Here is a 24,338-nt window from a genome sequence, read left to right on the forward strand (position 1 = left end):
CCCGTTGGGGGGATGACCTTCGCGGAGGCTGCGGGTACCGTCGGCCCTCGGGTCCACTGCAACGTCCAGCATGGGGTCCGTTGGGGAGTGAGGTGCACACGATGCCGTGGTGGTCATGGCGTCCGGGATCGGCGGCGGGCAGCGCCCAGCCGGATGCCGGTGGCGAGGTGGCGGTGCAGGGTGCCGTCCGCGTCGGTGTCCCGGCCCAGCGTGAGCCGGGTCGCTCCGGGGTTCCGTCCGACTTGTCCTCGGCCGGCTCGTCCGGCTCGTCCGATCCGGTCATGCCGGTGCAGCTGGCGCGGGTCGGCAAGGCGCTCGACGCGCTCGACATCCGGTTCCTGGCCGACGGCGGGGGCAGCCTGCTGGCCATGTGGGAGCGGCACGCCGTGCTGTTCACCCTGGAGGGACCGGACGACGAGATCCTCGTGATGCGGGCCCGTCCGCACGCGACGGTCCCTCCGGACTGGGCGGACCGCGCCTACCGGGTGGTGAACGAGTGGAATCACACGCGCCGGTTCTGCAAGGCCTACGTCGGTGATCCCACCGAGCGGGGGCAGCTCCCGATCTACGCGGAGCTGCAGGTCCCGCTCGCGGCCGGGGTCCACGACACCCTCCTGGTCGAGCTGCTCGACTGCGGCGCAGCCGTGGCGACCTCCTTCGTGGACTGGCTCCACGACGAGGGCGCTCTGCTCTGACGGTCCGATCCGGCTGGTTCTCCCTGCTGTCTCAACGCCGTTGAGACAGCAGGGACAACCAGCCGGGACCGGGCTCAGCGCAGCGGGAACATGCCGATCCTGCCGTGGTACTCGCGGCCCAGCTGATCGGTGTCCGAGCCGACCAGCAGGCCGCCCTCGGTCACCAGGAAGGCCCGGACCCCGACGCCGCGCGACCGGGTGGGATTCCACTCCAGGGCCTTGCCGGTGTTCGGGTTGACGGCGCCGATCCCGGGACGGGAGACCGCACCCGGGCCGGGCCCGTTGCCGTCCGTGCCGTACGGGTTGTCGAACCACCGCTGATGCCCGCCGAGGTAGACGGCCGGCCCGGTGATCGCCACCGCGTACAGCGAGTCCCCACCGGTCCGCTGCACCCACGTCGGGTTCTGCGGCCCGGCCGTCCGGGTCTCGAACCGCGCCGCCGAGTCGCACAGCTTCTGCGCCGACGACGCCCGCCCGGTGGCCGCCACCACGATGTACGACCCGTCCGGCGAGAACTTCACCTGCCGCAGGTACGTGTCGAAGCCCTTCATGCAGGCCGGCTTGAACGCGTCGGTGTACCAGCCGGTCAGCGCCGCTCCCGGCCCGCCGACGTCGAACAGGGCGATCTGCGTCCGGTCCGCCGTCCCCGACTTCAGGAAAGCGCCCACCGCGATCAGCTTCCGGCCGTCGGTCGAGACGTCGAAGTGCTCCACCCGGGTCCGCTTCAGCCCCGGCCCGGCCAGCCGCGCGTCGAACCCCTGATCCACCACCCCGGTGTACGCGTTGAGCCGTGCCAGCCCCACCCGCGGCACCCCGTTGATGGCCGAGAACGTCCCGCCCACGTACAGCCGCTCGCCCCGGGTGACCAGCCCTCGGACGTCACCCCAGTTCATCCGCGGGTTGAACGAGGGGTACCGGCCGCCGTCGCGCAGCGAGACCCGCGCCACCGCCCGCTGCCCCTGCCCGTTGACGGTCTTGAACGCCCCACCGATGTAGACCGAGTGGTCGGGCCCGGGCGCCAGCGAGTAGATCGCGCCGTCCACCTCCGGGGCGAACGCCCGGATCACGCCGTCGTGCAACCCGAAGGCGAAGATGTTCTTGCGCTCGAACGTGAACCGCCGGCTGCTGTCCGAGACCTTGTTGAACGCCCCGCCGACCACCACCGTGTCGCCGACCACCGCCAGCGACCACACCGTCCCGTCCAGCACGTGCGGGGTGAAGTCGACCGGATCGGCGGACACCACCGTCGGGTGGTAGGTGTCGGCGCCGGCGGGCATTGCTCCGGTCGTCGCCGGTACGGCGACGGCCGCGACGGCGGCGGCAGCGAGCAGGCGACGGCGCATGAGGCGGCTCCCCGGGGATTGCGAGTGACAATCCGATCAACGAATCATCGCCGCATGCGTCACTGTCAGTGAGCGGGCTCCGTGTTGACCATGAAGTAGGCGGCCCGTTCCAGGTAGTCCCAGAGGGTGGCGCGGTGCTCCTCGGGCAGGCCGAGAGAGTCGACCGCCACCCGCATGTGGTGCAGCCAGGCGTCCCGCGCGGCCTCGTCGACCCGGTACGGCGCGTGCCGCATCCGCAGCCGGGGATGGCCCCGCGCGTCCGAATACGTGCTCGGGCCGCCCCAGTACTGCATCAGGAAGAGGGTCAGGCGGTCGGCGGCCGGTCCCAGGTCCTCCTCGGGATACATCGGCTTCAGCAGCGGATCCGCCGCGACGCCCTCGTAGAACGTGTCCACCAGGCGCCGGAACGTGGGCTCGCCGCCGACGGCGTCGAAGAAGGTCGGTGCGGTCACGATCCCATCCTAGGTCGCGCCGCCGGACTGGCCGGCCGGCGGCTGTTCCGACGAGGAGGCGCCACCGCCGAGCCAGGCCGGCGGGACCGCGCTGCGCGGCAGCAGCCGAGACGCGGCGATCCGCTCGGACAGGCCGGTCGACTCGAGCGACTCGGTCAGCGCCCGGCGCAGGTCGCGCTGGATCGCGATCTGGCTGTCGGCGGTGGTCTTGGCGATGGTGCGGATCACCGCGCCGTCCACGGTGAGCTGCTCGACACCGATCACGTCCGGCGGCTCCAGGAAGCCGGTCTCGTGCTCGGGATCGTGCGCCACCTGCTCGGCCGCGGTCTTCAGCACCGCGATCGCCTCCTCCGAGTTGACGAAGCCGATCGGGATGTCGATCACCACCATCGCCCAGCCCTGGCTCTTGTTGCCGACCCGGACGATCTCGCCGTTGCGGATGTACCAGAGCACGCCCCGGGCGTCGCGGACCGTGGTGATCCGCAGGCCGACGCTCTCCACCACGCCGGTGGCCTCGCCGAGGTCGACGGTGTCGCCCACCCCGTACTGGTCCTCCAGGAGCATGAAGAGGCCGGCGATCAGGTCCTTGACGAGACTCTGCGCGCCGAAACCGAGGGCCACGCCGACGATGCCGGCGCTGGCCAGCAGCGGCGCCAGGTTGAAGCCGAGCTCACCCATCACCAGCAGGGCGGCCATGGTGAAGACGATGGCGCTGACGAAGCTGCGCAGCACCGAGCCGATCGCCTCCGCTCGCTGCCGCCGCCGCTCGGGGATGAACGTGCCCTCCTCGGCGGTGACCGTCACCTTCTCCTTGAGCGGCTTGAGCAGCGCCGGCATGGAGGCCCGCGAGGTGGTCGTGGCCAGCCGGGAGATGCCGCGGTGCAGCAGCCACCGGATCAGCATCGCCACCAGGATGATGCCGATGATCCGCAGGGGTTTGATCAGGACCACGTAACTGCTCGTGGCGAGCCACTCGTTGCCGTTGCTCCACTCCAGGATCCGGCTGCACAGCACGTCGGAGTCGCAGACCGGCGTCACGTAGACGTCGGAGGGGGTCGGGGTGGGAGAGGCCGGAGCCGCTAAGGGGAACACGGGAACTCAAGGTACCGGTTCCGGCTGTCCGAGACCTCAGACGTTTACCGCGAGGCCACAGATTGTGCTCGCAATTTGGTTATTCATCAGGGACTATTGGCGCACGGGTCCCGTTCGACGAGGCCCACATCACACACGCATGGGCTATGGGAGCGGTCTTCAGCAACTGACACCGGAAGGGTGATCGCGATGCCTGACATACGACCCACGGTTGGCTCTTCCGCGTTGGTGCTGAACGCAACATACGAGCCGCTGTGCGTCGTATCAGTGCGTCGGGCGACCATCCTCGTCCTCACCGCCAAGGCCGAGTGCGTCTCGGACGGTGACGGCATCCTGCACAGCGCGCATCACACTCTCCCGGTCCCTTCCGTGGTCCGCCTCACGCGTTACGTGAAGGTTCCGTACCGCACCCATGTCGGCCTGTCGCGCCGCGCGGTCTTCGCCCGTGACGGCGGCCGCTGCGCCTACTGCCGCGGTTCCGCCGAGACCATCGACCACGTCTTCCCCCGCAGCCGCGGCGGCCTGCACGCCTGGGACAACGTGGTGGCCGCCTGCGCCAAGTGCAACCACAGCAAGGGCGACAAGACCCCGGCCGAGCTCGGCTGGCGGCTGCACACCGCACCCGCCGCCCCGCGCGGGGTGGCCTGGCGGGTGCTCGGCCACCGGACCCCCGACCCCCGCTGGACGGACTGGCTGGACCTGCCCGCCGCCCCCGCCGAGCCGGCCGGCACGGCACAGGCGGCGTGAGCCCGGGCGCCTAGGCCTCGCGGGCGGTGACGAGGGAGGCGAAGACGACGATGTTGTCCTCGTAACCCTCCTCCGTGCCGAGCCACTTGCCGCCGCAGGTCATCAGCCGCAGCGAGGGTCGGCTGTAATCGCCGTAGACCCGCTGCGCAGGCAACCGGTCCTTGTCGAAGGTCTCCACCGAGTTGACCTCGAACACCGCCGCCGACCCGTCCGAGCGCCGCACCGTGACCTCCTGGCCCGGCCGCATCTCGTCCAGACGGGCGAAGACCGCCGGCCCGGTACGGGTGTCCGCGTGCCCCACGATCAGCGCCGGCCCGAACTGCCCCGGCGTCGGCCCGCCCTCGAACCACCCGGCCTCGTCGTGCTGTTTCAGCGGCGGCACGCCCACCGAGCCGTCGCCGGCCAGCCCGACCTCGTGGACCGGCGCGGACACCGCGATCGCCGGGATCTCGAGGCGCTCCGGGCGGCTCGGCTCCATCACCGGGAACTCCCGCGGCGGCGGCTCCTCCGGCCCCCGGAACAGCCCGCGCATGTCGAACCCGGTCGCGAACCCGAGGCCCAGCCCGAACGCGAACAGCCCGATGAAGACCAGCACGAACGCGGCCACCCCGATCATCCCGCCGCGCCGCCCGCGGACCGGCTGGGGTTTCGGCACCGTCCGGGGCAGGGCGATCCGGAAGGGCGAACGGCCGCGGAGCATCGGGGTCGGGGGCAGCGGGCCGGTGACCGTGCCGGGCGGCGGCGCCGTGATGACCTGGGCCGGTCGTTTCTGCGCCACCGCCGCGGGCACCCGCGGGCCGGCCGGCGGTCGTTCTCCGCTCGCCACGCCGCGCCCTCAGCCGACGCGGCGGCGCCGCAGGGACAGGACTCCGAGCACCAGCCCGGCGAGCAGGGCGGCCAGCCCACCGCCGATCAGCAGCGGCCCGGTCGTGCCACTGACCGCGGTGCCGCCGCCACCGGTGGCCGGGCCCTTGCTCGGCACCACTTTGGCCACCACGTGCAGCGTGGTCGTGGCGGCGCCGCCCTGCTGGCATCGCAGGGCGACCGGGTAGTCGCCGGTTTCGGTGCCGGCCGGCACCCGTACCGTCGCGGTCAGGAACCCGAACTCGGGGGAGACCGTGACCGACCCGATCGGCTCGCTGGTGACGGTGGCCGGTTTGAGGTTGTCGTCGCACGACGCGCGCAGCGCGACCTCGTCGCCGGCCCGGACCGTGCTGGGGTTGAGCTCGATGAAGGTGGCCGCGGCCGCGGCCGGGGAGGCGCCCGTCAGGGCGATGGTCAGACCCGCAGCGACGGCGGGGACGAACGTGCGCATGGGATCCCCCTTCTGCCGTTCGCGACGGAAAGTACGCGGACGGCGCGTGAGGGTGATTTTCGCACCTGGACGCCCATTCCGCGTAGATCCCGACGGCGTGAGACCCCGGTTCGAGACCCGACGGTCCGGGACGACATGCGCTCCGCTACGGTGATTGATGTTCGGAATAAGACGGATCACCGGCGCCTGGGGGCGTTCAGTTGTCAGTAATCACCACCGTTCTGGTCTTCGTGATCATTCCGGCCGCGATCATCGGGACGATCGCGACTCTCGTGCTCGCCGGTTCTGACCGGTCCAAGCCGTCCCGCCGCTACCGTCCGGGACGGCCCTACGACTTCCCGGCGATGTGGTTCACCGCCACGCCGCAGCAGGTTCTTCCGGCCGCGGACGGCCACTCCGGACTGGTCATCGAGGACAGTTCCGGCGCTCCGGTCCGGCCCGGTCCTACAGGAGGCGCAAGTGACAGTTGGTGAGGTCACCCCGCTCGAGCAGCCGGTCGACGGTCCGTTCACGACCCGTCAGCTGCTCCGCCTCGACGAGGCGCTCCGGATCGCCGACCAGGTGACCGGCCTCAACTTCAGCATCTACCTCGGCCCGCTCGAGGAGCCGCTGCGCGAGTCCGCGGAGAGACTGCACGCCCGGACACGCGACCCGCAGCGGTCCGTGCTGGTCGCGATCTCGCCGAACCAGCGCAAGCTGGAGATCGTCACCGGCGCCGACGCCCGCAAGCGGATCTCCAACCGGGACGCGAAGCTGGCCGGCCTGTCGATGGCCGCGGCCTTCGCCGGCGGCGACCTGGCCGGCGGCCTGATGATCGGGATCGATCAGCTGGCGACTCACGCCGGTCGCAGCTGACTCCGGCTCAGCGCCACACCGCGGGGTTCACCCGGAGTGGGTACGGGCTGTCCAGCTTGACCTGCTCCTCCGTCTCGACGTCGCAGGCCGGTCGATAGGCCGCCCCGTCCAGGGTGAACGCCCGCAGGACCGGCCCGGCCTCGACCCGCCAGTACGCCGGGATCCCGGCCGCCGCGTAGACGGCCGGTTTGAGCAGCCGGTCGTACCGCAGCGTCTCCGCCGTCTCGATCTCCACCACCAGCGCCACATCGGCCGGGTCCACCCAGATCGAGCCGGACGAGTGCGGCCGCAGCACGGTCACGTCCGGCACCAGGTTGCTGGCCTCCATCGCGATGCCGAGCCGGGCGCACACCCACCAGCCGGGCGGGGCCGCGGCACGCAGGGTGGCGACCACCGACTCGACGAGCGAGTCGTGCCGGGCGTCCGGCGGTGGGGTGACGTGCAGGCTGCCGTCAAGGATCTCGTACCGATGGCCGTCCTGCGGGAACAACTGCAGGTCCGGTTGGGTCCACCGGCCCTCGGGCGCGGACCAGCGCACCGGGGAACCCTGGCTGAGCATCGTCACGGGGCACCTCCATCACCGGGGAGTGCCAGACTACTCACACAGAGTTGTTTCTGACGTGTTATCCACAGGCATGTTGTGGCATGTGAAAGGCCCGCCCCACGAAAGTGGGACGGGCCGGTAATCACATCCGGTCAGGACGCGGCGGTGTCCTTCGCCCGGGCCTTGAGCGCCCGCAGCACCCCGTCGCGGCCCTCGGCGACCAGCCGCCGCAGCGACGCGGGGTGACCGTCTCGGGCCAGCCACGCGTCGGTGAGCGCCACGGTCTCCTCGCTGATCTGGTAGACGGGGTACGCCATGGTGGCGAACTCCTGCGCCGGCTCGCTGTCCGAGCGGGCCCACACGTCCCCGACGACCTCGAAGAACCGCTCCGCGTACGGAGCCGTCAGCGCCACCTGGCGAGTGCTCTGGAAACCGATCAGCAGCGACCGGTTCAGCCAGTTCGGCGGCGCCTGCGGACCGGTCAGGTCCGCCCACACCCGCGCCTTGTTCTCGGTCGTCGGGAGCAGCGCCCGGGCGACCGCGGCCTCCCGCTCGCCGCTGGCCGTCTTGTCGCCCGCCAGCTCGTCATCGATCTCGGACTCGGCGGCGGCCCCCAGCGCGGCCAGCGCCTGCAGCAGCGACCAGCGCAGCTCGGTGTCGACGACCAGGCCCTCCGGCCGCGACTCGCCGCTCAGCCAGCCCCGCAGCACGGCCGCGTCCTCCCGGGTGCGGGCCGCGGTGACGAACGTCCGGGCCCAGACGAGCTGCCACCCGCTGCCCGGCTCCGCGTTCCCCACCTGGGTCCGGGCCAGGCCCGCCAGCTGCGCCCAGCCCTGCGGCGCCCACGCCGGGTCGGCGAACGTCGCCAGCGCGGTCGCGGCCTGCCGCAGCGTGGCCGTGGCCAGGTTGATGTCGTCCTCGGCGGGCAGGCCGGCGACGACCAGCGCCACGTAGTCGCGGGCCGCCATCTCGGCGTCGCGCAGCATGTCCCAGGCGGCCGCCCAGCACAGCGCCCGCGGCAGCGACGAGTCGAACCCGGCGATGTGCCCGACCAGCGTGCCCAGCGACCGCTCGTCCAGCCGCAGCTTCGCGTAGGTCAGGTCCTCGTCGTTGACCAGCAGCAGGTCCGGGGCCTTCACCCCGGCCAGCGCGGCGATCTCGGTCCGCTCCCCGGCCACGTCCGCCTCGATCAGTTCGCGCCGGACCAGCCGGTCGCCGTCGAGGTCGTACAGGCCGATGCCGATCCGGTGGGTACGCAGCGTCGGGTAGTCGCTGGGTGCCTCCTGCTGCACGACCACGCTGGCGTAGCGGCCGTCCGCGCCCACCTCGACGACCGGCCGCAGCGTGTTGACCTGCGCGGTCTCCAGCCACTGCGCGGCGAACTTGCGCAGTTCCCGGCCGGACGCCGCCTCCAGCTCGGAGAGCAGGTCGTCGAAGGTCGCGTTGCCCCACGCGTACTTGGCGAAGTACGCCCGCAGGCCGGTCAGGAACGGGTCCAGGCCGACGTAGGCGACCAGCTGCTTGATGACGCTGGCGCCCTTGGCGTACGTGATGCCGTCGAAGTTGACCTCGACCGCCTCCAGGTCCGGCATCTCGCAGTACACCGGGTGGGTGGAGGACAGCTGGTCCTGGCGGTAGCCCCAGGTCTTGCGGATGGACAGGAACGTCGTCCAGGCGTCGCGGAACCGGGTGGCCTCGGTGTTGCACCAGTGGCTCGCCCACTCGGCGAACGACTCGTTCAGCCACAGGTCGTTCCACCAGCGCATGGTGACCAGGTCACCGAACCACATGTGGGCCAGCTCGTGCAGGATCGTGTTGGCGCGCTGCTCGTACTCGTAGTCGGTGACCTGCGAGCGGAAGATGTAGTGCGACTCGGCGTGCGTGACGCAGCCGAAGTTCTCCATCGCGCCGGCGTTGAAGTCCGGCACCCACAGCTGGTCGTACTTCGGCAGCGGGTACCGCACCCCGAACTTGGAGTGGAAGAAGTCGAAGCCCTGCTTGGTGACCAGGAACAGGTCGTCGGCGTCCAGGTATCGGGCCATCGAGGCGCGGCAGAAGACGCCCAGCTCGATGCCGTCGTGCGAGTCGCGCACCTCGTGGTACGGCCCCGCACAGATCGCGGTGATGTACGTGCTCATCTTCGGCGAGGTGGCGAAGTGGATCGTCGTCGCCTCGGAGCCGGCCTCGTCCGTGCCGTCCACCGGCATGTTCGAGACGACCTTCCAGTGCCCGGGCGCCGTGACGTGCCAGGTGAACACGCTCTTCAGGTCGGGCTGGTCGAAGCAGGCGAAGGCGCGCTGCGCGTCCGCCGTCTCGAACTGGCTGTAGAGGTAGACCTCCTGGTCCACCGGGTCGAGGCTGCGGTGCAGCCCCTGCCCGCTGGCGGAGTATCCGAAGTCGCCGGACACCACCAGGGTGTTCTCCGCGGCGAGGCCGGGCAGCGACAGGCCGTTCTCGGGCGACCAGGAGCCGAGGTCCAGCGGTTCGCCGTTCAGCGTGGCGGAGTGGATCCGCACGGCTGCCGCCTCGACGAACGTCGTGGCGCCCGGTTCGGCGCACCGGAAGTTGATCACTGAGGTGGACCTGAAGGTCTCCGAGCCGGGGTTGCCGTGCCCGTCGGTCAGGTCGAGGGTGATGTCGTACCCGGTCACCTCGAGCAATCGACCACGCTCCGCAGCCTCGACCTGGGTCAGGTTGTGAACACCGGCCACGTGCACTCTCCTTCGAGCTGACTGCGTTTCCCCGAAGCCTATGCGGCGACGGCGACACAACTCACCCCGACCGGCGGCGAGAAAAGGTGGAAGATCGAGGAATGACTGCCATCCGACCGCCCCACCCCCCGCCCGAAAGCGGACCGAAGACTGATTCGTCGACCGTCGACATGTGGTTCGACCCGCTCTGCCCGTGGGCCTGGATCACCTCCCGCTGGTTGCTGGAGGTGGAGAAGGTCCGTCCGCTGGACGTCCGGTTCAACGTCATGAGTCTCTCGGTGCTCAACGAGGGCCGCGACGAACTGCCCGAGCGCTACAAGGAGCTGCTGGCCAAGGGCTGGGGCCCGGTCCGGGTCTGCATCGCCGCCGCCGAGGCCGCCGGACCGGCCGTCCTGCGTGACCTCTACACCGCTCTCGGCACCCGTATTCACCTGCAGAAATACGACATCGAGGACGAGAAGCTGTTCATCGAGGCCCTGGCGGAGGTGGGCCTCGATCCGGAACTGGCCAAGGCCGCGAAGACCGACGAACGTGACGAGGCGCTCCGGGCCAGTCACAACGCCGGGATGAAGCCGGTCGGCACCGATGTGGGTACCCCGGTGATCCACGCCCCCGGCCCGAACCCGGGCGAGACCGTCGCGTTCTTCGGCCCGGTCATCACCCCGGCGCCGACGGGCGAGGCCGCCGGCAAGCTGTGGGACGGCGTCGTGCTCGTCGCCGGCACCCCCGGTTTCTACGAGCTCAAGCGCAGCCGCGACCTGGACCCGATCTTCGACTGAGTTGCCGTTCGGTGGCGGTCGGGCGAAAAAGCGATGCCCGGCTCGGAATCCGTCGTTGGATGAGGTGACGTACACCTCATCCAGCGCGGAGGCGGCAATGCCGGAAACTGAGTCGGTCGGGTCGAGCATCGGCGTTCAGCGTGGGGTCTGGGCCGATTTGCCCCCGGATGTCGCAGGGATGCTCGCTCCTCCGGTGACCGTCACGGCAAAGCCGGTGGAACGCCCGGTGAACCCGCACCGCACGGCGCAGTTGAGCAGGTCACGAGGGAACATGCCGGTGGGTAGGCACCGAAGGCTCGCCGGGTAAGTTGCCAGCCATGACGGTCGTGCACCCGATCAGCCGGGCCTGGATCACCACCGGGGGTACCGGAGCCCAGAACTACGACGAGTTCGCCGACGACGCCGAAATCACCGACATCATCACGGCCAACCCGCACAGCGCGCTGGCCGTCGAGATGCCGCACCTCGCGCCCGAGTCCCTCGGGAAGTCCTTCCTCGAGTCGCTGCCGGACGCCGCTGTCCGCCTGCAGCGCGATCAGGCCGAGGAGAAGTACCGGCAGGCCGAGGACGTCGTGGTGCTCTACCGCATCACGGCGCCGGGCGAGGCGCCCGCCTACGGCCTGTGGAGCATGGTCGAGACCGGCCAGATCTCCACCAGCGCCGACGAGCCCGGCCTGGTCATCCGCAACGAGGACGTGTTCATCAGCAAGGTCCGCGAGCGGGTCGCGCTGGCCGAGGCGATCGGCGCGCTGCTGTCGCCGGTGCTGCTGCTGCAGACCGGGCGCGGCGAGGAGCTGCACGCGGCGCTGGCCGAGGCGATCGATGCGGCGGGCGAGCCGGCCGCGACGGACGTCGACGCGAGTGGGCGTACCCATGCGATCTGGCCTCTCGGCCCCGGAGACCTGCAGGAGAAGCTGCTGGCGCTCGCCGGCGGCGGCGAACTGGTGGTCGCCGACGGCAACCACCGCAGCCTGGCCGCGCAGACCGGGGGCCTGCAGCGGTTTCTGGCCGTCGTGACCACGCCGTCCTCGTTCTTCATCCAGCCCTACAACCGCCTGATCAGTGAGCTCCCGGCGTCCGTCGACGAGCTTCTGGAGCGGCTCCGCGCGGCGGGTGCGACGGTCACCGAGCTGCCGCGCCCCGCGCAGCTTCCGGCCAAGGGCACCATCGAGGTGTACGCCGCCGGCCGCACCTTCACCCTCGGACTGCCCGCCGACCCGGCCGGCAGCACGGTGGAGAACCTGGACCACGCCCTCGTCGAGCGCATCCTGCTGCGTGACTCGCTGGGCCTCGACCCGGGCGACAAGCGGATCTCCTACATCGGCGGCGACTACCCGGTCGAGTGGCTGCGCGGCGAGGTCGACGCCGGCCGTGCCGAGCTGGCCGTCCTGATCGCCCCGGTCACCGTCGACGACTTCGTCGAGGTCAACCTGGAGCGGCTCAAGCTGCCCCGCAAGAGCACCTGGTTCACCCCGAAGGCCCGCGGCGGCCTGGTCGTCGCCGACCTCCGCTGATGCTGCACCCGCAGGTCACGGCCGCCGCCCAGCTGCGGCGGCGGCCGTCTCCGGAGGAACTGGCCGCCGACCCGTACCAGCGTCTGCTCGGCGTGCGGGCGGCGATGGAGGAGGCCAACGAGGCGGAGAGCGGCCCGGCGCTGCCGCTGCCGGTGGTCGCCGACTTCGACGCCGACGGTGTGCCCTGCCGCCTCTACGCCACGAAGATCGGTGCTCCGGTGCTGGTCTACCTGCACGGCGGCGGCTGGTGCTACGGCAGCATCGAGACCGTCGACAGGTTCTGCCGGCGGGTCGCCGACCGCTCCGGCTGCGCCGTGGTGTCCGCCGGATACCGCCTCGCCCCGGAACACGTCTTCCCGGCCGCCCTGGACGACGCCGAGACCGTCCTGCGGTACCTGCGCACGTCCGGCGCCGACCTGGGGCTGGACGTGTCCCGGTTGGCTATCGGCGGGGACAGCGCCGGCGGCCAGCTCGCCACGGTCACCGCGCGCCGGCAGCGGGACGCCGCCACCCCGCTCGACTTCCAGGTGCTTATCTACCCGGCCCTCGACCCGCTGACCTCCGCCGAGTCCTACGACGAGGTGGGGGAGTACGGCCTGGACCGGGCCTCGATGCGACTGGCCTGGGAGACGTTCGTCCCGGACCCGATGCTCCGGCTCACCCCGGACGTGGCGCCGCTCGCCGCCGCCGATCTGGCCGGCATGCCGCCCACCCTGCTGATCACCGCCGAGTACGACGCGCTCCGCGACGAGGGCGCCGACTACGCCGACGCGCTGATCGCCGCGGGCGTCCCGGTGGTGCACACCCGCTACATGGGTGTGAACCACGGCTTCGCCCGGAAACTGGCCACCATCGACGCCGCGCGAACCGCGGCTGATCAGGTGGCGTCCGCCCTGCGTTCGGCCCTCACCTTCTGAAAGACTTCCCTTCATGCGTCTCTACCTTGGTTCCGACCACGCCGGCTTCGAGCTGAAGAACCACCTCGTGAACCACCTGGTCAAGCAGGGGCACGACGTGGTCGACGTCGGACCGCACGTCTACGACGCCGAGGACGACTACCCGGCGTTCTGCTTCCACACCGGCGTCAAGGTGGTCGCCGACCCCGGTTCGCTCGGCATCGTGATCGGTGGCTCGGGCAACGGCGAGCAGATCGCCGCGAACAAGGTCCCCGGCGTCCGCTCCGCCCTCGTCTGGAAGGCCGAGATCGCCGAGCTGGCCCGGCAGCACAACGACAGCAACGTGATCGCCATCGGCGCCCGCCAGCACACCCTCGACGAGGCCACCGCGTTCGTCGAGGCGTTCATCGCGACCTCGTTCTCCGGCGACGCCCGGCACGCCCGCCGGATCTCCCAGCTCGCCGACTACGAGGTCGCCCGCGAGCTGCCGGAGCTGCCGGAGTCCGCCGCCACCGCCTGACCGCACACCCGTTCACCCCGGCCGGCCGTCCCCGCGACGGCCGGCCGTTCCGTTCGAACCCCGGCTGGTTGTCGGTGCTGTCTCAGCGCCGCTGAGACAGCACCGACAACCAGCCGGATCCGTCAGCGGCGGGGCAGCTCCTCGCGGGGAAGCCAGTTGCGCCGCACGATCGTCAGGTTCGCCTCAGCCTCGGCCACGTCCTCGTCGCTGGGCCGGGACGCGTCTCGCGCGCGCAGCGCCGCACCGACGCTGACCTGCGACGATCCGGATCCCACCAGTCCACGCAGCCCGCGCTCGGACTCCCGGTCGTCACCGCCCGGCGCCCCGCCGGGCCGGCGGGGATAGCCGCCACGGGCCGGCGGCGCCGGTCGCTGCCTGCTGTCCGCCGCCGCGGTCCGCGGGCCGTCGCCCTCGCCGGTCACCACCGCGGGGGGCGCCGGAACCGGCACCGGCGGCGGTGCGGGGACCGGGACCGGAGGAGGAGCCGGGACCGGCGCGGCGGGCGGCGCCTCGGCGGATGCGGTGGCGGGACGCACGCGGCGACGTCGGCGTTCGGGCTGGCCCATGCCTCCGACGGTACCGTCGCGGCCACCGGGTCAGAACACCTCCGTCGGGCTCGGCAGCCGGTTCCAGCCGAACGCGACCGTCGGATCGTTGCCGGTCAGCTGCGTGACCCGGCCGGCCGCGGCCAGCGCGGCGAACCTGGTGCCGCCCAGGTAGACCGCTCCCAGATCGGTCACCGAGCAGACGAGATCCGCCGGGTCGGTGGTCGCGGCGCAGGTCGCCCCGTCCGGGCCGCCGGTGAGCCGCCAGCGGCCGGTGTTGCCCTCCAGGATCGGGTCGGTGACCTCGAGCACCACGTCGACCGGGGCGGCGTACCGGCGGGCCGCCAGTGCCCGGGGCACGTCCACCAGGCGCACCCACAGGGCGTCCAGCATCGAGGGGCCGAGCCGTCGCGGCTCGTCGGCCAGGTACAGCAGGGGCTCGTCCACCGCGGCCAGGCGGGTGGTCACGCTGCGGCTCAGGTCGATGCCGAGCAGGAACCGCCACAGCGCCAGGTAGGTCTCCGGGTCGGCGGCGGCCACCTCACGGACCTGAACCTCGGCGTCCGGGCCGTGGTTGGTCCAGCCGTCCTTGACCCGCCAGAGCGCGTAACCGGTGGGGCCGTCCGGGCCGTCGTGCACCACCGCGTACCGCTTGGTGGCGCCGTCACGATGGTCCTTCAGGTCGGACAGCACGTAACGCCACCAGCGGTCGTCCCGGCTGGACCAGCCGATCCGCTCCGGGCGCAGCTGCTCGTACACCTTGGTGATGTCGGTGCGTACACTCTCCGGATCGGCCATCCGCAGACTGCCGGACGGCTGGGCAGGCGGGGCCGGGAGACGAACCTCACGATTCATGATGTTGAGGAAGAGACGGGAGGCGGCCGGGCCGTACCCGTACCGCGGGTAGATCGCGCTCTCGCTGGCCCAGAGCACCGCCACGCTCTCCCGGCCGGTGTCGGCGATCTCGTGGAGCTGCCGGTGCATCATCCGGTTGAGAAGACCCCGCCGCCGGTGGGTCGGAAGAACCCCGACACCCGAGATGTGCGCCGCCGGCACCACCGCGCCCGGCACCGTGAAGTCCCGGGTGAAAGCCAGGGTGTGCCCCACCACCCGCCCCGCGTCGTCGGCGACCAGCGAGCGGTCGAACTCGACGATCTCCGCCTCGATCCGCTTGACCTCGCCACTGAACTCCTCGTGGAAGACCGTGCCGAGCAGTTCGCAGATCGCGGGGAAGTCCTCGGGGGTGGTGGGGCGGAGTGGTATCTCTTCCTTCATGGCTTGTGTGTAACGGACAGCTGTGGGCTGCGGCGACCTATTTGTTGGCTCGCTACCCTCGAACTGTCGCCGGTCACCGATCGCGGCGATCGCCGGTCACCGACCGCAAGCCGAGAGGGGAACGATGCCGGAGCAACCGCAGTGGTCCGAGCGGACGCTCGATATGCCGCCGCAGGACCCATGGGCCGATCAGCCGACCAGGCAGACCAGCCCGGACGCCGTGCCGGAGCAGTCGGCGCCCACCGCCCCCGTGCAGGCCGTCCCCGGACCGGCCACACCCGTGCAGGCTCCCGAGCCGTCCCCGTTCAGCCGGGGCCGGGCGAGCGTGACCCAGCGGACCCAGCAGTTCACCGGTCAGTTCACCGGGCATGTCGGCGCCGGCCACGAGCCGACCGGCACCGGCTGGCCGGACGACAGCCACCACGAGCCGCCTCGCAGCCTGAGCTGGCACGTCCGGCGGCTGCGCCGCGGCGGCGAGTGGAGCAGCGCCGCAGTGCTGTTCTCCTTCGTCTGCTGGGGCATCTGGGCGCTGTCCTCGGACGGCGACCTGATCAGCGCGCTGATCATCTTCGTGGTGACGCTGGCCGTCGCCGCGGGCGTGTTCGCGCTGGCCCGCCTGGTCGGCCGGCTCGTGCTCGAGCAGCGGATGGGCCGTCCCCGGCACACCGCCCGCGGCGCGCACATGGTCACCGGCCTCTTCCTGGCCGGTGTCGGCTTCGCCTTCCTCCGCCAGACGACCTGGGTGATGGAAGCCGTCAACTGGGTCACCGGCTCGTTCTGATCGCCACGGGGACGCGCCGCCTCATCTCGGGGCGGCGCGTCTGCGGGCGAGGACGTGGTCAGCTGACCGGCTTGCCGCCGGTGACGCCGAGCACTTCGCCGGTGGTGTAGCTGGAGTCCGGGCTCGCGAAGTAGACGTAGGCGGCGGCCAGTTCGGCCGGCTGCCCGGCCCGGCCGAGCGGGGTGTCCCCGCCGAAGCTCTTCACCTTCTCCTCCGGCATGGTGGCCGGGATCAGCGGCGTCCAGATCGGCCCGGGCGCGACCGCGTTGACCCGGATGCCCTTCTCGGCCAGGTCCTCGGCGAGCGCCTTGGTGAAGGCGACGATGCCGCCCTTGGTGGTGGCGTAGTCCAGCAGCGCGCTCGACGACAGGTACGCCTGGATCGACGCGGTGTTGATGATCGTCGAACCGGGCGGCATGTGCGGCACCGCGGCCCGGCAGAGCCAGAACATCGCGTACAGGTTGGTCTTCATGACCCGGTCGAACTGCTCGTCGGTGATGTCGGTGATCCCACCCGGCTGCGCCATCTGGTAGGCGGCGTTGTTCACCAGGATGTCCACCCCGCCGAGCTGCCGGCGGGCCTCCTCGATGATCGTCCGGCAGTGCGCCTCGTCACGGATGTCGCCGGGCACGGTCACCGCCTTGCGGCCCGCCTTCTCGATCCACTGCGCGGTGTCGGCGGCGTCGGACTCCTCCTCCGGCAGGTAGGACAGGAGCACGTCGGCGCCCTCCCGCGCGTACGCGATGGCCACCGCCCGGCCGATTCCGGAGTCGCCGCCGGTGATCACCGCCTTCCGCCCGGTCAGCCGTCCGCTGCCCCGGTAGGACTGCTCGCCGTGATCCGGCCGGTCCGGCATGGCCGTCGTCAGGCCGGGTGGCTGCTGGTCGCCGCCGTCCAGCTCCGGCTTCGGGTACAGATCGCGGGGGTCCACGTCATCGCCTCCTCGTCCTCGCACGCCGGAGTGTCCGGCATACCGACCGGTTGCCCAGATGACGTGCGAATAACCGGATCCGGGGTATGCGGGCCCGCGTTCCGCGACGAGGAGGAGAGATCATGGGGGATCCGCGGGTGAGCGCCGTCGTCATCACATGGCAGCGGCGCGAGGAGGCGCTGGCCTGTGTGCGGCGGTTGCTCGAGCTGCCGGAGAGGCCGCACGTGGTGCTGGTCGACAACGGCTCCCCGGACGGGACCGCCGACGCGGTCCGGGACCGGTATCCGGATGTCGAGGTGGTCGCTCTCCGCGAGAACCTCGGGGCGGTCGGCCGCAACATCGGGGTACGCCGTACCCGCACCCCGTACGTCGCCTTCTGTGACGACGACACCTGGTGGAGCCCCGGCTCGCTGGCCCGGGCCGCCGACGCGCTCGACGCCCATCCCCGGCTCGCCCTGGTCAACGCCCGCATCGTGGTCGAACCCTCCGGGGTCGAGGACCCGATCGTGGCCGAACTGCGCGACTCCCCGGTCCCCGCGCCGGGCTGGATGCCCGGCCCGGCGCTCGGCAGTTTCCTGGCCGGCGCCTCGGTGGTGCGGCGGGAGGCGTTCGAGGCGGCCGGCGGTTTCAGCGAGCGGCTGTGGCTCGGCGGCGAGGAGGAACTGCTGGCCACCGATCTGATCGCCGCCGGCTGGGAGCTCTGTTATCTGGAGGATCTGACCGTGCACCACCGGGCGTCGAAGCTGCGGGACAGCACCCACCGGCGCCGGGTCGGGCTGCGCAACACGCTCTGGTTCACCTGGCTGCGCCGGCCACTCGGCCCCGCCGTCCGCCGTACCCTCTTTCTGGCCCGGACCGTGCCCCGGGACCGGACCTCCCTCCTCGGCGCGGTCGACGCCCTCCGCGGTGTCGGCTGGCTGTTGAACGACCGCCGTCCACGCCCCGCCGTGGTGGAGGCCCGCCTGAGCCGCCTGGACGAGGCGCAGCGCCGCTCGACGGCCCGCCGTTACGTCGGGTGACCCGGTCCGCCAGGCCGTGCCTGCTCGGCCCGGCCCGGCGGACCGGCGTTCACGCTGAGGCCAGGACCTTGCCGGTCTCCAGCAGCGACTTGAGGTCGCTGAGAACCCAGGCCCAGCCGCCGCCACCCTCGGCGCCGGCGTCCGTGTTGCCGCGGATCATCGCGGCGGTGGCCGGCGCGCCCGGCGTCTCGTGGGTGATGGTGACCCGGCAGACGCCGGGACCCGACTCCTCGATGTCATAGGTCAGCGTGGTGAACGGCTCGGCCGCCGTGGTCGGGTCCATCAGCATCCGCCACGTCTGCACCAGGCGCCGCGGCGGCTCGGACTCCAGCACCTCACCGTCCAGGATCACCTCGGGCAGGGGGAAGCCGTTGGCCTCCGAATACGCCTTCATCTCCTCGGTGGCGGTCGAGTGGAACCGGCCGCCCTTCTGCAATTCGTAGAACTGCGGAGCCGCATACCCGTACTTCGCGGTCCACTCGGGATCGGTGATGGCCGTCCAGATCCGGTCGGCCGATGCTTTGATCCAGATGCGGAAGACCTGGGTGTCGCTCATGACTCTTCCTCCAGCGTTCGCTTCAGATCGATGAGTGCGGTCACGTGCTGCTCGGTGAACTTGTCGATCCACCGGTCGTGGATCTGCCGGATCGGCACCGGATTGAGGTAGTGCAATTTCTCCCGCCCGGACCGGCGGACGACGACGAGCCCGGCCTCCTCGAGCACCCGCAGGTGCTTGGCGACACCGAACCTGGTCATCTCCAGCTCACGCTCCAGCTCGGTGAGTGTGCGGCCGTCCCGGGCGAAGAGCAGATCGAGCAGGAACCGGCGGCTCGGGTCGGCCAGTGCCTTGAAAACCCGATCGTCGTCCGTCATGACCCCAAGTTATGTGACCGTTTGGTCACCTGTCAAGCCGGGATCCATGGTCCTGAGCTTCCGGACGGGGGCGGAACCCCTTAGGCTCCCCGCGTGTGGCCATTCAAGAAGGAACCCTCGGTCGCCGAGGACCAGCCGGAGTTCCTCCGATTTCTCGGCGATCCCGGCGCTGAGTCGTTACACGGCGTAATGCGAAAGCGGGACTGGGACACCGCCCGCGCCATCCTCGCCGGCGCCGATCCCGAACACCTCTCGTACTACGTCACCGTCGCCGGCGGCGTCCGCGACGTCACCCGATGGATCACCGGCCCGATCCGTGAGGAACCGGACTCGGCCCTGCCGGTGCTCATCCGGGGCGCCGCCCTGGTCTCTCTCGCCTGGGAGGTGTCCGAGGCGGCCGGCGAGTCCGGGGAGAGCCCCGAGGTACGGCAGGCGTGGGCGAAAGCCGACGAATGCCTCGACGAGGCGCTGCGCCTGGATCCGGCGTGTGCCGACGCGTGGGCGTACAAGATCGAGGTCAGCCGGGCCGCCGCACTGCCGGTGGAGGAGCGGTGGCGCAGGTTCCACCGGATGATCGAGATTTACCCCGGCCACTGGTACGGCCACGTCGAGATGCTGATGGCACTGGCTCCCGAAGCCGGTGGCACCACCGGCGCGATGCTCGAGTTCGCCCGCACCCGGGCCGCGGCCTGTCCGGCCACCCACATCCCCGCGCTGGTGGTCCGCGCTCATCTGGCCCACCACGCCCACCTGGAGAAACTGCGGAACCCGGCGGGCAAGGGCGCCATCGCGGACTGGAGTTACCTCGAGCGCGACGACATCACCGACGAGATCTGGGACGCGGGGCAGCTGTCCGTCTTCCACGACGACTACCACGAGACGCTGCTGACACCGATCCCGTGGAACCTGTTCGCCTACGCGTTCACCTACGGCGACATCCTCAAACAGGCGAGCAATCTGTACGAGGTGATCAGCGACGACTGGATCACCCGGGAACCGTGGGGCGACATGGACTTCTTCCTCGCGTCGCGCGCCTACACCCACCGGAACCTGGGCTGACGGCCCCGGCGAGCCGGCTGGGCGCGACTACGGCCGTGGTCGGCGCTGTGCGTTCTCGACCAGGGTCGAAGCGACGTCGCGTAGCTTGCGATTGGTGTCCTGGGACAGTTTGACGAGGATGGCGAAGGCGTCTTCGGCGGTGCACCGGCGGTCGCCCCGCGCGATCGTGGTCAGCAGGGTGTCGATGTCGATGTCGGCGAGCCGGATACGGCCGAGTTCGTTCGGGTCGCGGACCGGCCCAGGACACCGGCCGGGAACTCCGCGAGGTCGCCTCGGCGCTGGTTCGGGACGTACGACGGCGTCCTCAGCCCTGACCGAGTCTGCCGCGCATCGCTCACGATGCGTGAGGGCAACTGCGGGGGACTGTGACCTCAGTCACGTGATATTGCATCGCAAGTGAACGGTGCCGCGCCTCGATACAGGTAGATCGAGGTCTTTGATTGCAACAGTATGACAGCCGTGAATTCCTTGGTGCTCACTTACTGTGTGTCCCTGGATGGATCGTTGACAGGTTCAATCCCTATAGGCATGATCGGAGATGCAAGCTATTGCAATTACTGCCGTCCGGTGAGCGCGACCATGCCGGCTGTCGCGATTTTCCACCGAACGCAATCGTCAAGGGTTCACGGGGGATTCCAAGGAAATGGCGAAGCATGCGATTCCGATCATCAGCTACGACGATCTCGTCACGGGTTCCATAAAGCCCAGCGAAGTGTTGGACACGCTGGCCGAGAACGGATTCTTCTATCTCTCGGACATTGAGAGGGCCATCCCGCCCAGCCTGTTCAAGTCGCTGCACGAGACGTCGGAGCGTTACTTCGGCCTTCCGCTCGAGGCGAAGATGGAACACTACATCGGCGACTCCGACAATCACCGCGGCTACGTTCCGGTGACCGAGCAGGGCTCGTACAGCGACGAGAGCGTCAGAGTCTACGAAGCGTTCGACATCGGTTACGACAGCGATCCGTTGCCGGCGTCCCGGAGCCGCGGGTTCGAGCTCGTGGGCCGGAACCGTTACCCCACCCAGGTCCCCGGCATGGCCGGCACCCTGCGGGAGTACTACGACGCGAACTTCGGCATCGCACGCCTGATCCTGCAGCAGATCGCCATCGCCGCGGAACTGGAGGCCGAGCACTTCGATCGATGGCTCACACGCCCGGCGTCCCAACTGCGCCTGATCCATTACCTCCGCAACGACATCCTCGTGAACCGCGAGGACACCTCCATGGGTGGCCACACCGACTACGAGTTGCTCACCATCATCCACCAGTCCTCACCGGGCCTGGTGGCGTACGACCGTGCGTCCAAGTCCTGGCACAACATGCCGGTCTTCAAGAACACCGTGCTCGTGCTGGTCGGCGACATGCTCCAGTTCCTGACCGGAGGCCGGCTGCAGTCGCTCCTGCACCGCGTGTCGACGACCGGGGAGGAGCGCTACAGCTTCCCGTTCTTCATGAATCTCGACTTCGAGACCGAACTCGGCGTCCTGCCCTTCTTCGGGCACAGTGACGAGAAGATCGTCGTCGGTCACCACCTGCTCGGCCAGCTCTACCGCGATTTCCCGTACATCAAACAGCGCGTCGACTCGGGCCGGTGGCCGGTGGACTTCGAGATCCCCGCCAGCAACGTCTTCGAGCAGGTGTAGGCGGATGCGCGGATTGACGGACAAGCGGGTTCTGGTCACCGGCGGCGCCAGCGGCATCGGGCAGGCCACCGTTCAGCGCTTCGTGGAGGAGGGCGCGGCCGTTGCGATCTTCGACCGCGACAGCCGGGCGCTGGAGAAGACGCTGGCGGAGATTCCCCAGGTCGCCAAGGGGGTGACCGTGGACGTCTCCGACGACCGGGCGGTGGCGGAGGCGTTCCGGGAACTGGACGAGGTCTTCCCGGCGATCGACATTCTGATCAACAACGCCGGCATCAGTGTTCGCCATGAGAGCTTTCGCAGCATCACGCCCGCCCAGTGGCGACAGGTGCTGAACACCAACCTCAACGGCGCGTTCTACGTCGCGAGCGAGACGGTCCGGCGGATGGACCACGGCGTCGTCATCAACCAGTCCTCGATCAACGGGCTGGCCGCGTTCCCCCACTACGCGGACTACAACGCCTCCAAGGCAGCGCTTCTGGCGCTGTCCCGGACGATGGCGGTCGAGCTCGCCCCGCAGATTCGTGTGATAGCGCTCTGCCCGGGAGCGGTGCTGACGCCCATGCAGCGAGCTGAGTACACCGACGAGATGTTCCAGCAGGTCAACGACAACATCCCCCTGGGCCGCCATGCCGACCCGGAGGAGATCGCTCGGTTCCTGGCGTTCCTGGCGTCGGACGACGCCCGTTTCATCACCGGCCAGCACTACATCATCGACGGCGGCGAGACTGCGAGGGCAGCACTGTGACGCGCATTGACAATTCCACGCCGACTGTCGACATCTCCTCCTGGACCGAGGTCGTCCATAAGTTCGCGACCTTGAGCAATCCCTACCGCGAGTTCGAACGGACCGCGGCGCACGCCGAAGAGGCCCTTGCCGCACTCGATTACCGGGACCTCAAAGAGGTGCTCGACTTCAAGCGGCACGGCGGTCCCGGCGGGCGCATCCTGCTCCGCGGTGGCGCGGTCGACCCGAACCTGATTCCCACGACCGAGTCCACCGAGGAGATCGAGACCGCAAAGGGCACGTACTACAGCGAGTTCACGCTGGTGATGCTCGGCAAACTGCTCGGAGAGCCGTTCAGCTACACCCAGGAGCGGAACGGCGCGATGATCCACAATGTGCGCCCGGCCAAGCGGAACGAAACGAACATCTCGTCGGACAGCTCGGCGATCATCCTCGATCTGCACAACGAGAACATCTATCACCCGGTCCAGCCGGACTACCTGATGCTGTCGGGGCTGCGGCGCGATCCGGGCGGACTGGCCAAGACGCTGGTGATCGGCTCCGACGAGGTCATCTCGCTGCTGGCCGCCGAGGACGTCGCCAGGCTCCGGCAGTTCCAGTTCCGCACCAACGTCGACTTCAACTTCGGCAACAGCGCGGCCGAACGTGGAACCGGCCCGCTGATCCGTGTGCTCTTCGGCAACGATGCGTCCCCCATGATCGCTTACGACGACGAGTACATCGCCGGTACCAATCCCCACGCACAGCGAGCGCTCGACAGGCTGCGCGCCGTCCTGCACGAGAACATGTACGAGTTCGATCTGGGGCCGGGCGAGATCCTGCTGCTCGACAACCTCAAGACCGTGCACGGCCGGACAGCGTTCAAGGCACGCTACGACGGGACCGACCGCTGGCTGCAACGCCTGCTGGTGACCCGGGATCTCCGTCGGGCCGAGACGCTGCTCGGTCAGACCGGCCGGACCGTCTCCTGGAACTACGAGCCGGGAGAGTTCTATGGCTTCGTCGACTACCGCTGAGACACCGAGCGCCGCGGACAAGAAGCAGGACCGGGTCGCCCTACTCGCCATCTTCTCGATTCCGGTGATCTGGGGAATCGGCTTTCCGCTGACCCACAACGCCGTGGCATCGGTGGATCCCGGACTCTACGCGTTCGCGCGTTCGCTGGTCGCCACGGCGGCATTGCTGCCGATCGCGCTCCCCGCGGTCCGGCGGGTGAGCCGGCGGATCGTGCTGGGCGGTCTCGTCCTCGGTGTGTTCAGCGCGATCAACATCGTCAGCCAGAGCTATGCGCTGCACTACATCTCGTCGGCGAGTACGGCCTTCTGCGTGACGATGAGCATCGTCTTCATCCCGTTCATCTCCTTCGCCCTCGGTCAGGGGTGGCCGTCGAGACTCGACATCGCCGCGGTGCTGATCGGCATAGCCGGCGCCGTCATCATCCTCGGGCCGCACCTGGACGACCTCTCCGTGGGCTACCTGTGGGGAGGCGCCGCCGCCTTCGCCATCGCCATGACCATCTGCATCATCGGGAAGTTGACGTCCCGGTCAGGGCAGGTCGACCGTCTGGCTCTCGGGTTCTTCCAGGTGCTCACCGGAACCGTTCTGCTGCTGTACTTCCCGTTCACCCGCGACCTCGAGCCGCTGGCCGAACCGAAGGTGTGGATCGCGGTCCTCTTCATGGGCGTCATGGCCACCGCCCTGGCGATCTACCTGCAGACGCGATATCAGCGGCGGGTGGGCAGCGCCCGTACCTCGGTGATCTTCAACCTGGATCTCGTGTTCGCCAGCCTCTTCGGGCTCCTCAACCGGGAGCCGCTGAGTCTGTCCCAGATCCTCGGCGGCGCCGTGGTGCTGCTCGCCTCCATGCTGGAAAGCGTTCAACAGTGGCTGAGAGCCATGTACCAACGGGTTCGGCCAATCCCCTGACCGGTGTCCGCATCGGCCGCGGTGACCACCGGCCTACCGCCCGTGACCTTGCCGCGGATCAGGGCGTGCCGGGAAA

28 protein-coding genes are annotated in these 24,338 nt (G+C 70.0%); 15 read left to right on the forward strand and 13 right to left on the reverse strand.

Annotated features, from left to right (window positions below; genetic code table 11):
- The first annotated feature begins 101 nt into the window (after positions 1 to 101).
- The gene (locus Aut01nite_RS06785; protein WP_043528032.1) at positions 102 to 695 is read left to right on the forward strand and encodes a type III secretion system chaperone family protein; all 594 of its coding nucleotides are present in this window, start codon (positions 102 to 104) and stop codon (positions 693 to 695) included.
- Positions 696 to 769: 74 nt separating this feature from the next.
- Here Aut01nite_RS06785 and Aut01nite_RS06790 read toward each other — a convergent pair whose 3' ends face one another.
- The 3 genes from Aut01nite_RS06790 to Aut01nite_RS06800 all read right to left on the reverse strand — a co-directional run bounded on the left by Aut01nite_RS06790 (position 770) and on the right by Aut01nite_RS06800 (position 3,582).
- Positions 770 to 2,038, reverse strand: coding sequence for a delta-60 repeat domain-containing protein (locus tag Aut01nite_RS06790; protein ID WP_043527972.1), 1,269 nt, complete (start codon positions 2,036 to 2,038; stop codon positions 770 to 772).
- Between the two features lie 65 nt (positions 2,039 to 2,103).
- Complete coding sequence (locus Aut01nite_RS06795; protein WP_043527977.1) at positions 2,104 to 2,490, reverse strand: globin; 387 nt, start codon at positions 2,488 to 2,490, stop codon at positions 2,104 to 2,106.
- Between the two features lie 9 nt (positions 2,491 to 2,499).
- Positions 2,500 to 3,582 carry a mechanosensitive ion channel family protein gene (locus Aut01nite_RS06800; RefSeq protein ID WP_052164054.1) on the reverse strand — a complete coding sequence of 361 codons (1,083 nt, stop codon included), beginning with the start codon at positions 3,580 to 3,582 and terminating at the stop codon, positions 2,500 to 2,502.
- A 189-nt stretch (positions 3,583 to 3,771) separates the two neighbouring features.
- Here Aut01nite_RS06800 and Aut01nite_RS06805 point away from each other — a divergent pair, with 189 nt between their 5' ends.
- Positions 3,772 to 4,329, forward strand: a complete 558-nt coding sequence (locus Aut01nite_RS06805; RefSeq protein ID WP_043528035.1) for an HNH endonuclease — start codon at positions 3,772 to 3,774, stop codon at positions 4,327 to 4,329.
- Between the two features lie 10 nt (positions 4,330 to 4,339).
- Here the strand turns inward: Aut01nite_RS06805 and Aut01nite_RS06810 are convergent, their stop codons facing one another.
- Both Aut01nite_RS06810 and Aut01nite_RS06815 read right to left on the reverse strand, forming a co-directional pair.
- Positions 4,340 to 5,107 (reverse strand): class F sortase, encoded by a 768-nt coding sequence (locus tag Aut01nite_RS06810; RefSeq protein ID WP_236642884.1) that lies wholly within the window; start codon positions 5,105 to 5,107, stop codon positions 4,340 to 4,342.
- Between the two features lie 57 nt (positions 5,108 to 5,164).
- Entirely contained in the window at positions 5,165 to 5,644 is a 480-nt protein-coding gene (locus tag Aut01nite_RS06815) for a hypothetical protein (RefSeq protein WP_043527979.1), read from the reverse strand.
- A gap of 200 nt (positions 5,645 to 5,844) precedes the next feature.
- Between Aut01nite_RS06815 and ctaJ the strand changes: the two genes are divergently transcribed.
- Together ctaJ and Aut01nite_RS06825 are read left to right on the forward strand one after the other, a co-directional pair.
- Positions 5,845 to 6,117, forward strand: a complete 273-nt coding sequence (gene ctaJ, locus Aut01nite_RS06820; RefSeq protein WP_043527980.1) for an aa3-type cytochrome oxidase subunit CtaJ — start codon at positions 5,845 to 5,847, stop codon at positions 6,115 to 6,117.
- Positions 6,104 to 6,499 carry a DUF5130 family protein gene (locus Aut01nite_RS06825; RefSeq protein ID WP_043527981.1) on the forward strand — a complete coding sequence of 132 codons (396 nt, stop codon included), beginning with the start codon at positions 6,104 to 6,106 and terminating at the stop codon, positions 6,497 to 6,499. Before ctaJ ends, Aut01nite_RS06825 begins: the two co-directional genes overlap by 14 nt.
- Positions 6,500 to 6,506: 7 nt before the next feature.
- Here Aut01nite_RS06825 and Aut01nite_RS06830 read toward each other — a convergent pair whose 3' ends face one another.
- Complete coding sequence (locus Aut01nite_RS06830) at positions 6,507 to 7,058, reverse strand: Uma2 family endonuclease (protein ID WP_043528037.1); 552 nt, start codon at positions 7,056 to 7,058, stop codon at positions 6,507 to 6,509.
- A 137-nt stretch (positions 7,059 to 7,195) separates the two neighbouring features.
- Entirely contained in the window at positions 7,196 to 9,754 is a 2,559-nt protein-coding gene (gene pepN, locus Aut01nite_RS06835; RefSeq protein WP_043528039.1) for an aminopeptidase N, read from the reverse strand.
- A 170-nt stretch (positions 9,755 to 9,924) separates the two neighbouring features.
- On the opposite strand from pepN, the gene Aut01nite_RS06840 reads away from it, so the two are divergent.
- The 4 genes from Aut01nite_RS06840 (at position 9,925) to Aut01nite_RS06855 (ending at position 13,463) form a co-directional block, all read left to right on the forward strand.
- Positions 9,925 to 10,533 (forward strand): mycothiol-dependent nitroreductase Rv2466c family protein, encoded by a 609-nt coding sequence (locus tag Aut01nite_RS06840; protein WP_043527982.1) that lies wholly within the window; start codon positions 9,925 to 9,927, stop codon positions 10,531 to 10,533.
- A 317-nt stretch (positions 10,534 to 10,850) separates the two neighbouring features.
- Positions 10,851 to 12,047, forward strand: a complete 1,197-nt coding sequence (locus tag Aut01nite_RS06845; RefSeq protein ID WP_043527983.1) for a DUF1015 family protein — start codon at positions 10,851 to 10,853, stop codon at positions 12,045 to 12,047.
- Complete coding sequence (locus tag Aut01nite_RS06850; RefSeq protein ID WP_043527984.1) at positions 12,047 to 12,964, forward strand: alpha/beta hydrolase; 918 nt, start codon at positions 12,047 to 12,049, stop codon at positions 12,962 to 12,964. Before Aut01nite_RS06845 ends, Aut01nite_RS06850 begins: the two co-directional genes overlap by 1 nt.
- Positions 12,965 to 12,977: 13 nt before the next feature.
- Positions 12,978 to 13,463: a ribose-5-phosphate isomerase gene (locus Aut01nite_RS06855; RefSeq protein WP_043527985.1), complete on the forward strand. Its 486-nt coding sequence runs from the start codon at positions 12,978 to 12,980 to the stop codon at positions 13,461 to 13,463.
- A gap of 122 nt (positions 13,464 to 13,585) precedes the next feature.
- Here the strand turns inward: Aut01nite_RS06855 and Aut01nite_RS06860 are convergent, their stop codons facing one another.
- Together Aut01nite_RS06860 and Aut01nite_RS06865 are read right to left on the reverse strand one after the other, a co-directional pair.
- Entirely contained in the window at positions 13,586 to 14,029 is a 444-nt protein-coding gene (locus Aut01nite_RS06860; RefSeq protein WP_043527986.1) for a hypothetical protein, read from the reverse strand.
- A 30-nt stretch (positions 14,030 to 14,059) separates the two neighbouring features.
- Positions 14,060 to 15,283, reverse strand: a complete 1,224-nt coding sequence (locus Aut01nite_RS06865) for a GNAT family N-acetyltransferase (protein ID WP_052164055.1) — start codon at positions 15,281 to 15,283, stop codon at positions 14,060 to 14,062.
- 124 nt (positions 15,284 to 15,407) lie between these two features.
- On the opposite strand from Aut01nite_RS06865, the gene Aut01nite_RS06870 reads away from it, so the two are divergent.
- Positions 15,408 to 16,064: a DNA-directed RNA polymerase II gene (locus tag Aut01nite_RS06870; protein WP_043527987.1), complete on the forward strand. Its 657-nt coding sequence runs from the start codon at positions 15,408 to 15,410 to the stop codon at positions 16,062 to 16,064.
- Positions 16,065 to 16,122: 58 nt separating this feature from the next.
- Here Aut01nite_RS06870 and Aut01nite_RS06875 read toward each other — a convergent pair whose 3' ends face one another.
- Positions 16,123 to 16,995: an SDR family oxidoreductase gene (locus Aut01nite_RS06875; protein WP_043527988.1), complete on the reverse strand. Its 873-nt coding sequence runs from the start codon at positions 16,993 to 16,995 to the stop codon at positions 16,123 to 16,125.
- A gap of 122 nt (positions 16,996 to 17,117) precedes the next feature.
- Between Aut01nite_RS06875 and Aut01nite_RS06880 the strand changes: the two genes are divergently transcribed.
- Entirely contained in the window at positions 17,118 to 18,014 is an 897-nt protein-coding gene (locus Aut01nite_RS06880) for a glycosyltransferase family 2 protein (RefSeq protein WP_043527990.1), read from the forward strand.
- Between the two features lie 49 nt (positions 18,015 to 18,063).
- Here Aut01nite_RS06880 and Aut01nite_RS06885 read toward each other — a convergent pair whose 3' ends face one another.
- Positions 18,064 to 18,570, reverse strand: coding sequence for an SRPBCC domain-containing protein (locus Aut01nite_RS06885; protein ID WP_043527994.1), 507 nt, complete (start codon positions 18,568 to 18,570; stop codon positions 18,064 to 18,066).
- Positions 18,567 to 18,887 (reverse strand): ArsR/SmtB family transcription factor, encoded by a 321-nt coding sequence (locus Aut01nite_RS06890; RefSeq protein ID WP_043527996.1) that lies wholly within the window; start codon positions 18,885 to 18,887, stop codon positions 18,567 to 18,569. Before Aut01nite_RS06890 ends, Aut01nite_RS06885 begins: the two co-directional genes overlap by 4 nt.
- Before the next feature lie 93 nt (positions 18,888 to 18,980).
- Between Aut01nite_RS06890 and Aut01nite_RS06895 the strand changes: the two genes are divergently transcribed.
- Positions 18,981 to 19,946: a hypothetical protein gene (locus Aut01nite_RS06895; protein WP_152628872.1), complete on the forward strand. Its 966-nt coding sequence runs from the start codon at positions 18,981 to 18,983 to the stop codon at positions 19,944 to 19,946.
- A gap of 27 nt (positions 19,947 to 19,973) precedes the next feature.
- On the opposite strand, the gene Aut01nite_RS44755 is transcribed toward Aut01nite_RS06895, so the two are convergent.
- Positions 19,974 to 20,321 carry an ANTAR domain-containing protein gene (locus Aut01nite_RS44755; RefSeq protein WP_083999403.1) on the reverse strand — a complete coding sequence of 116 codons (348 nt, stop codon included), beginning with the start codon at positions 20,319 to 20,321 and terminating at the stop codon, positions 19,974 to 19,976.
- 268 nt (positions 20,322 to 20,589) lie between these two features.
- On the opposite strand from Aut01nite_RS44755, the gene Aut01nite_RS06905 reads away from it, so the two are divergent.
- The 4 genes from Aut01nite_RS06905 (at position 20,590) to Aut01nite_RS06920 (ending at position 24,262) form a co-directional block, all read left to right on the forward strand.
- On the forward strand, positions 20,590 to 21,591 hold the full coding sequence (locus Aut01nite_RS06905; protein ID WP_043527999.1) for an isopenicillin N synthase family dioxygenase: 1,002 nt from the start codon (positions 20,590 to 20,592) through the stop codon (positions 21,589 to 21,591).
- A gap of 4 nt (positions 21,592 to 21,595) precedes the next feature.
- Positions 21,596 to 22,336 (forward strand): SDR family NAD(P)-dependent oxidoreductase, encoded by a 741-nt coding sequence (locus tag Aut01nite_RS06910; RefSeq protein ID WP_043528001.1) that lies wholly within the window; start codon positions 21,596 to 21,598, stop codon positions 22,334 to 22,336.
- Between the two features lie 71 nt (positions 22,337 to 22,407).
- A complete protein-coding gene (locus Aut01nite_RS06915; RefSeq protein ID WP_152628873.1) occupies positions 22,408 to 23,352 on the forward strand; it encodes a TauD/TfdA family dioxygenase in 945 nt (314 codons plus the stop codon).
- Entirely contained in the window at positions 23,330 to 24,262 is a 933-nt protein-coding gene (locus Aut01nite_RS06920) for a DMT family transporter (RefSeq protein ID WP_043528004.1), read from the forward strand. Before Aut01nite_RS06915 ends, Aut01nite_RS06920 begins: the two co-directional genes overlap by 23 nt.
- The last annotated feature ends 76 nt before the right edge of the window (positions 24,263 to 24,338 follow it).

Origin of the sequence: Actinoplanes utahensis (assembly GCF_016862455.1) — a bacterium.
In the GTDB taxonomy this organism is placed as follows: domain Bacteria; phylum Actinomycetota; class Actinomycetes; order Mycobacteriales; family Micromonosporaceae; genus Actinoplanes; species Actinoplanes utahensis.

Excerpts from the sequence above, each read along its gene's own strand:
- Aut01nite_RS06785 (WP_043528032.1), top strand. The coding sequence starts at position 102 with ATGCCGTGGTGGTCATGGCGTCCGGGATCGGCGGCGGGCAGCGCCCAG.
- Aut01nite_RS06790 (WP_043527972.1), bottom strand. The coding sequence starts at position 2,038 with ATGCGCCGTCGCCTGCTCGCTGCCGCCGCCGTCGCGGCCGTCGCCGTA.
- Aut01nite_RS06805 (WP_043528035.1), top strand. The coding sequence starts at position 3,772 with ATGCCTGACATACGACCCACGGTTGGCTCTTCCGCGTTGGTGCTGAAC.
- Aut01nite_RS06815 (WP_043527979.1), bottom strand. The coding sequence starts at position 5,644 with ATGCGCACGTTCGTCCCCGCCGTCGCTGCGGGTCTGACCATCGCCCTG.
- Aut01nite_RS06830 (WP_043528037.1), bottom strand. The coding sequence starts at position 7,058 with ATGCTCAGCCAGGGTTCCCCGGTGCGCTGGTCCGCGCCCGAGGGCCGG.
- Aut01nite_RS06840 (WP_043527982.1), top strand. The coding sequence starts at position 9,925 with ATGTGGTTCGACCCGCTCTGCCCGTGGGCCTGGATCACCTCCCGCTGG.
- Aut01nite_RS06845 (WP_043527983.1), top strand. The coding sequence starts at position 10,851 with ATGACGGTCGTGCACCCGATCAGCCGGGCCTGGATCACCACCGGGGGT.
- Aut01nite_RS06850 (WP_043527984.1), top strand. The coding sequence starts at position 12,047 with ATGCTGCACCCGCAGGTCACGGCCGCCGCCCAGCTGCGGCGGCGGCCG.
- Aut01nite_RS06855 (WP_043527985.1), top strand. The coding sequence starts at position 12,978 with ATGCGTCTCTACCTTGGTTCCGACCACGCCGGCTTCGAGCTGAAGAAC.
- Aut01nite_RS06860 (WP_043527986.1), bottom strand. The coding sequence starts at position 14,029 with ATGGGCCAGCCCGAACGCCGACGTCGCCGCGTGCGTCCCGCCACCGCA.
- Aut01nite_RS06865 (WP_052164055.1), bottom strand. The coding sequence starts at position 15,283 with ATGAAGGAAGAGATACCACTCCGCCCCACCACCCCCGAGGACTTCCCC.
- Aut01nite_RS06870 (WP_043527987.1), top strand. The coding sequence starts at position 15,408 with ATGCCGGAGCAACCGCAGTGGTCCGAGCGGACGCTCGATATGCCGCCG.
- Aut01nite_RS06880 (WP_043527990.1), top strand. The coding sequence starts at position 17,118 with ATGGGGGATCCGCGGGTGAGCGCCGTCGTCATCACATGGCAGCGGCGC.
- Aut01nite_RS06885 (WP_043527994.1), bottom strand. The coding sequence starts at position 18,570 with ATGAGCGACACCCAGGTCTTCCGCATCTGGATCAAAGCATCGGCCGAC.
- Aut01nite_RS06890 (WP_043527996.1), bottom strand. The coding sequence starts at position 18,887 with ATGACGGACGACGATCGGGTTTTCAAGGCACTGGCCGACCCGAGCCGC.
- Aut01nite_RS06905 (WP_043527999.1), top strand. The coding sequence starts at position 20,590 with ATGGCGAAGCATGCGATTCCGATCATCAGCTACGACGATCTCGTCACG.
- Aut01nite_RS06910 (WP_043528001.1), top strand. The coding sequence starts at position 21,596 with ATGCGCGGATTGACGGACAAGCGGGTTCTGGTCACCGGCGGCGCCAGC.
- Aut01nite_RS06920 (WP_043528004.1), top strand. The coding sequence starts at position 23,330 with ATGGCTTCGTCGACTACCGCTGAGACACCGAGCGCCGCGGACAAGAAG.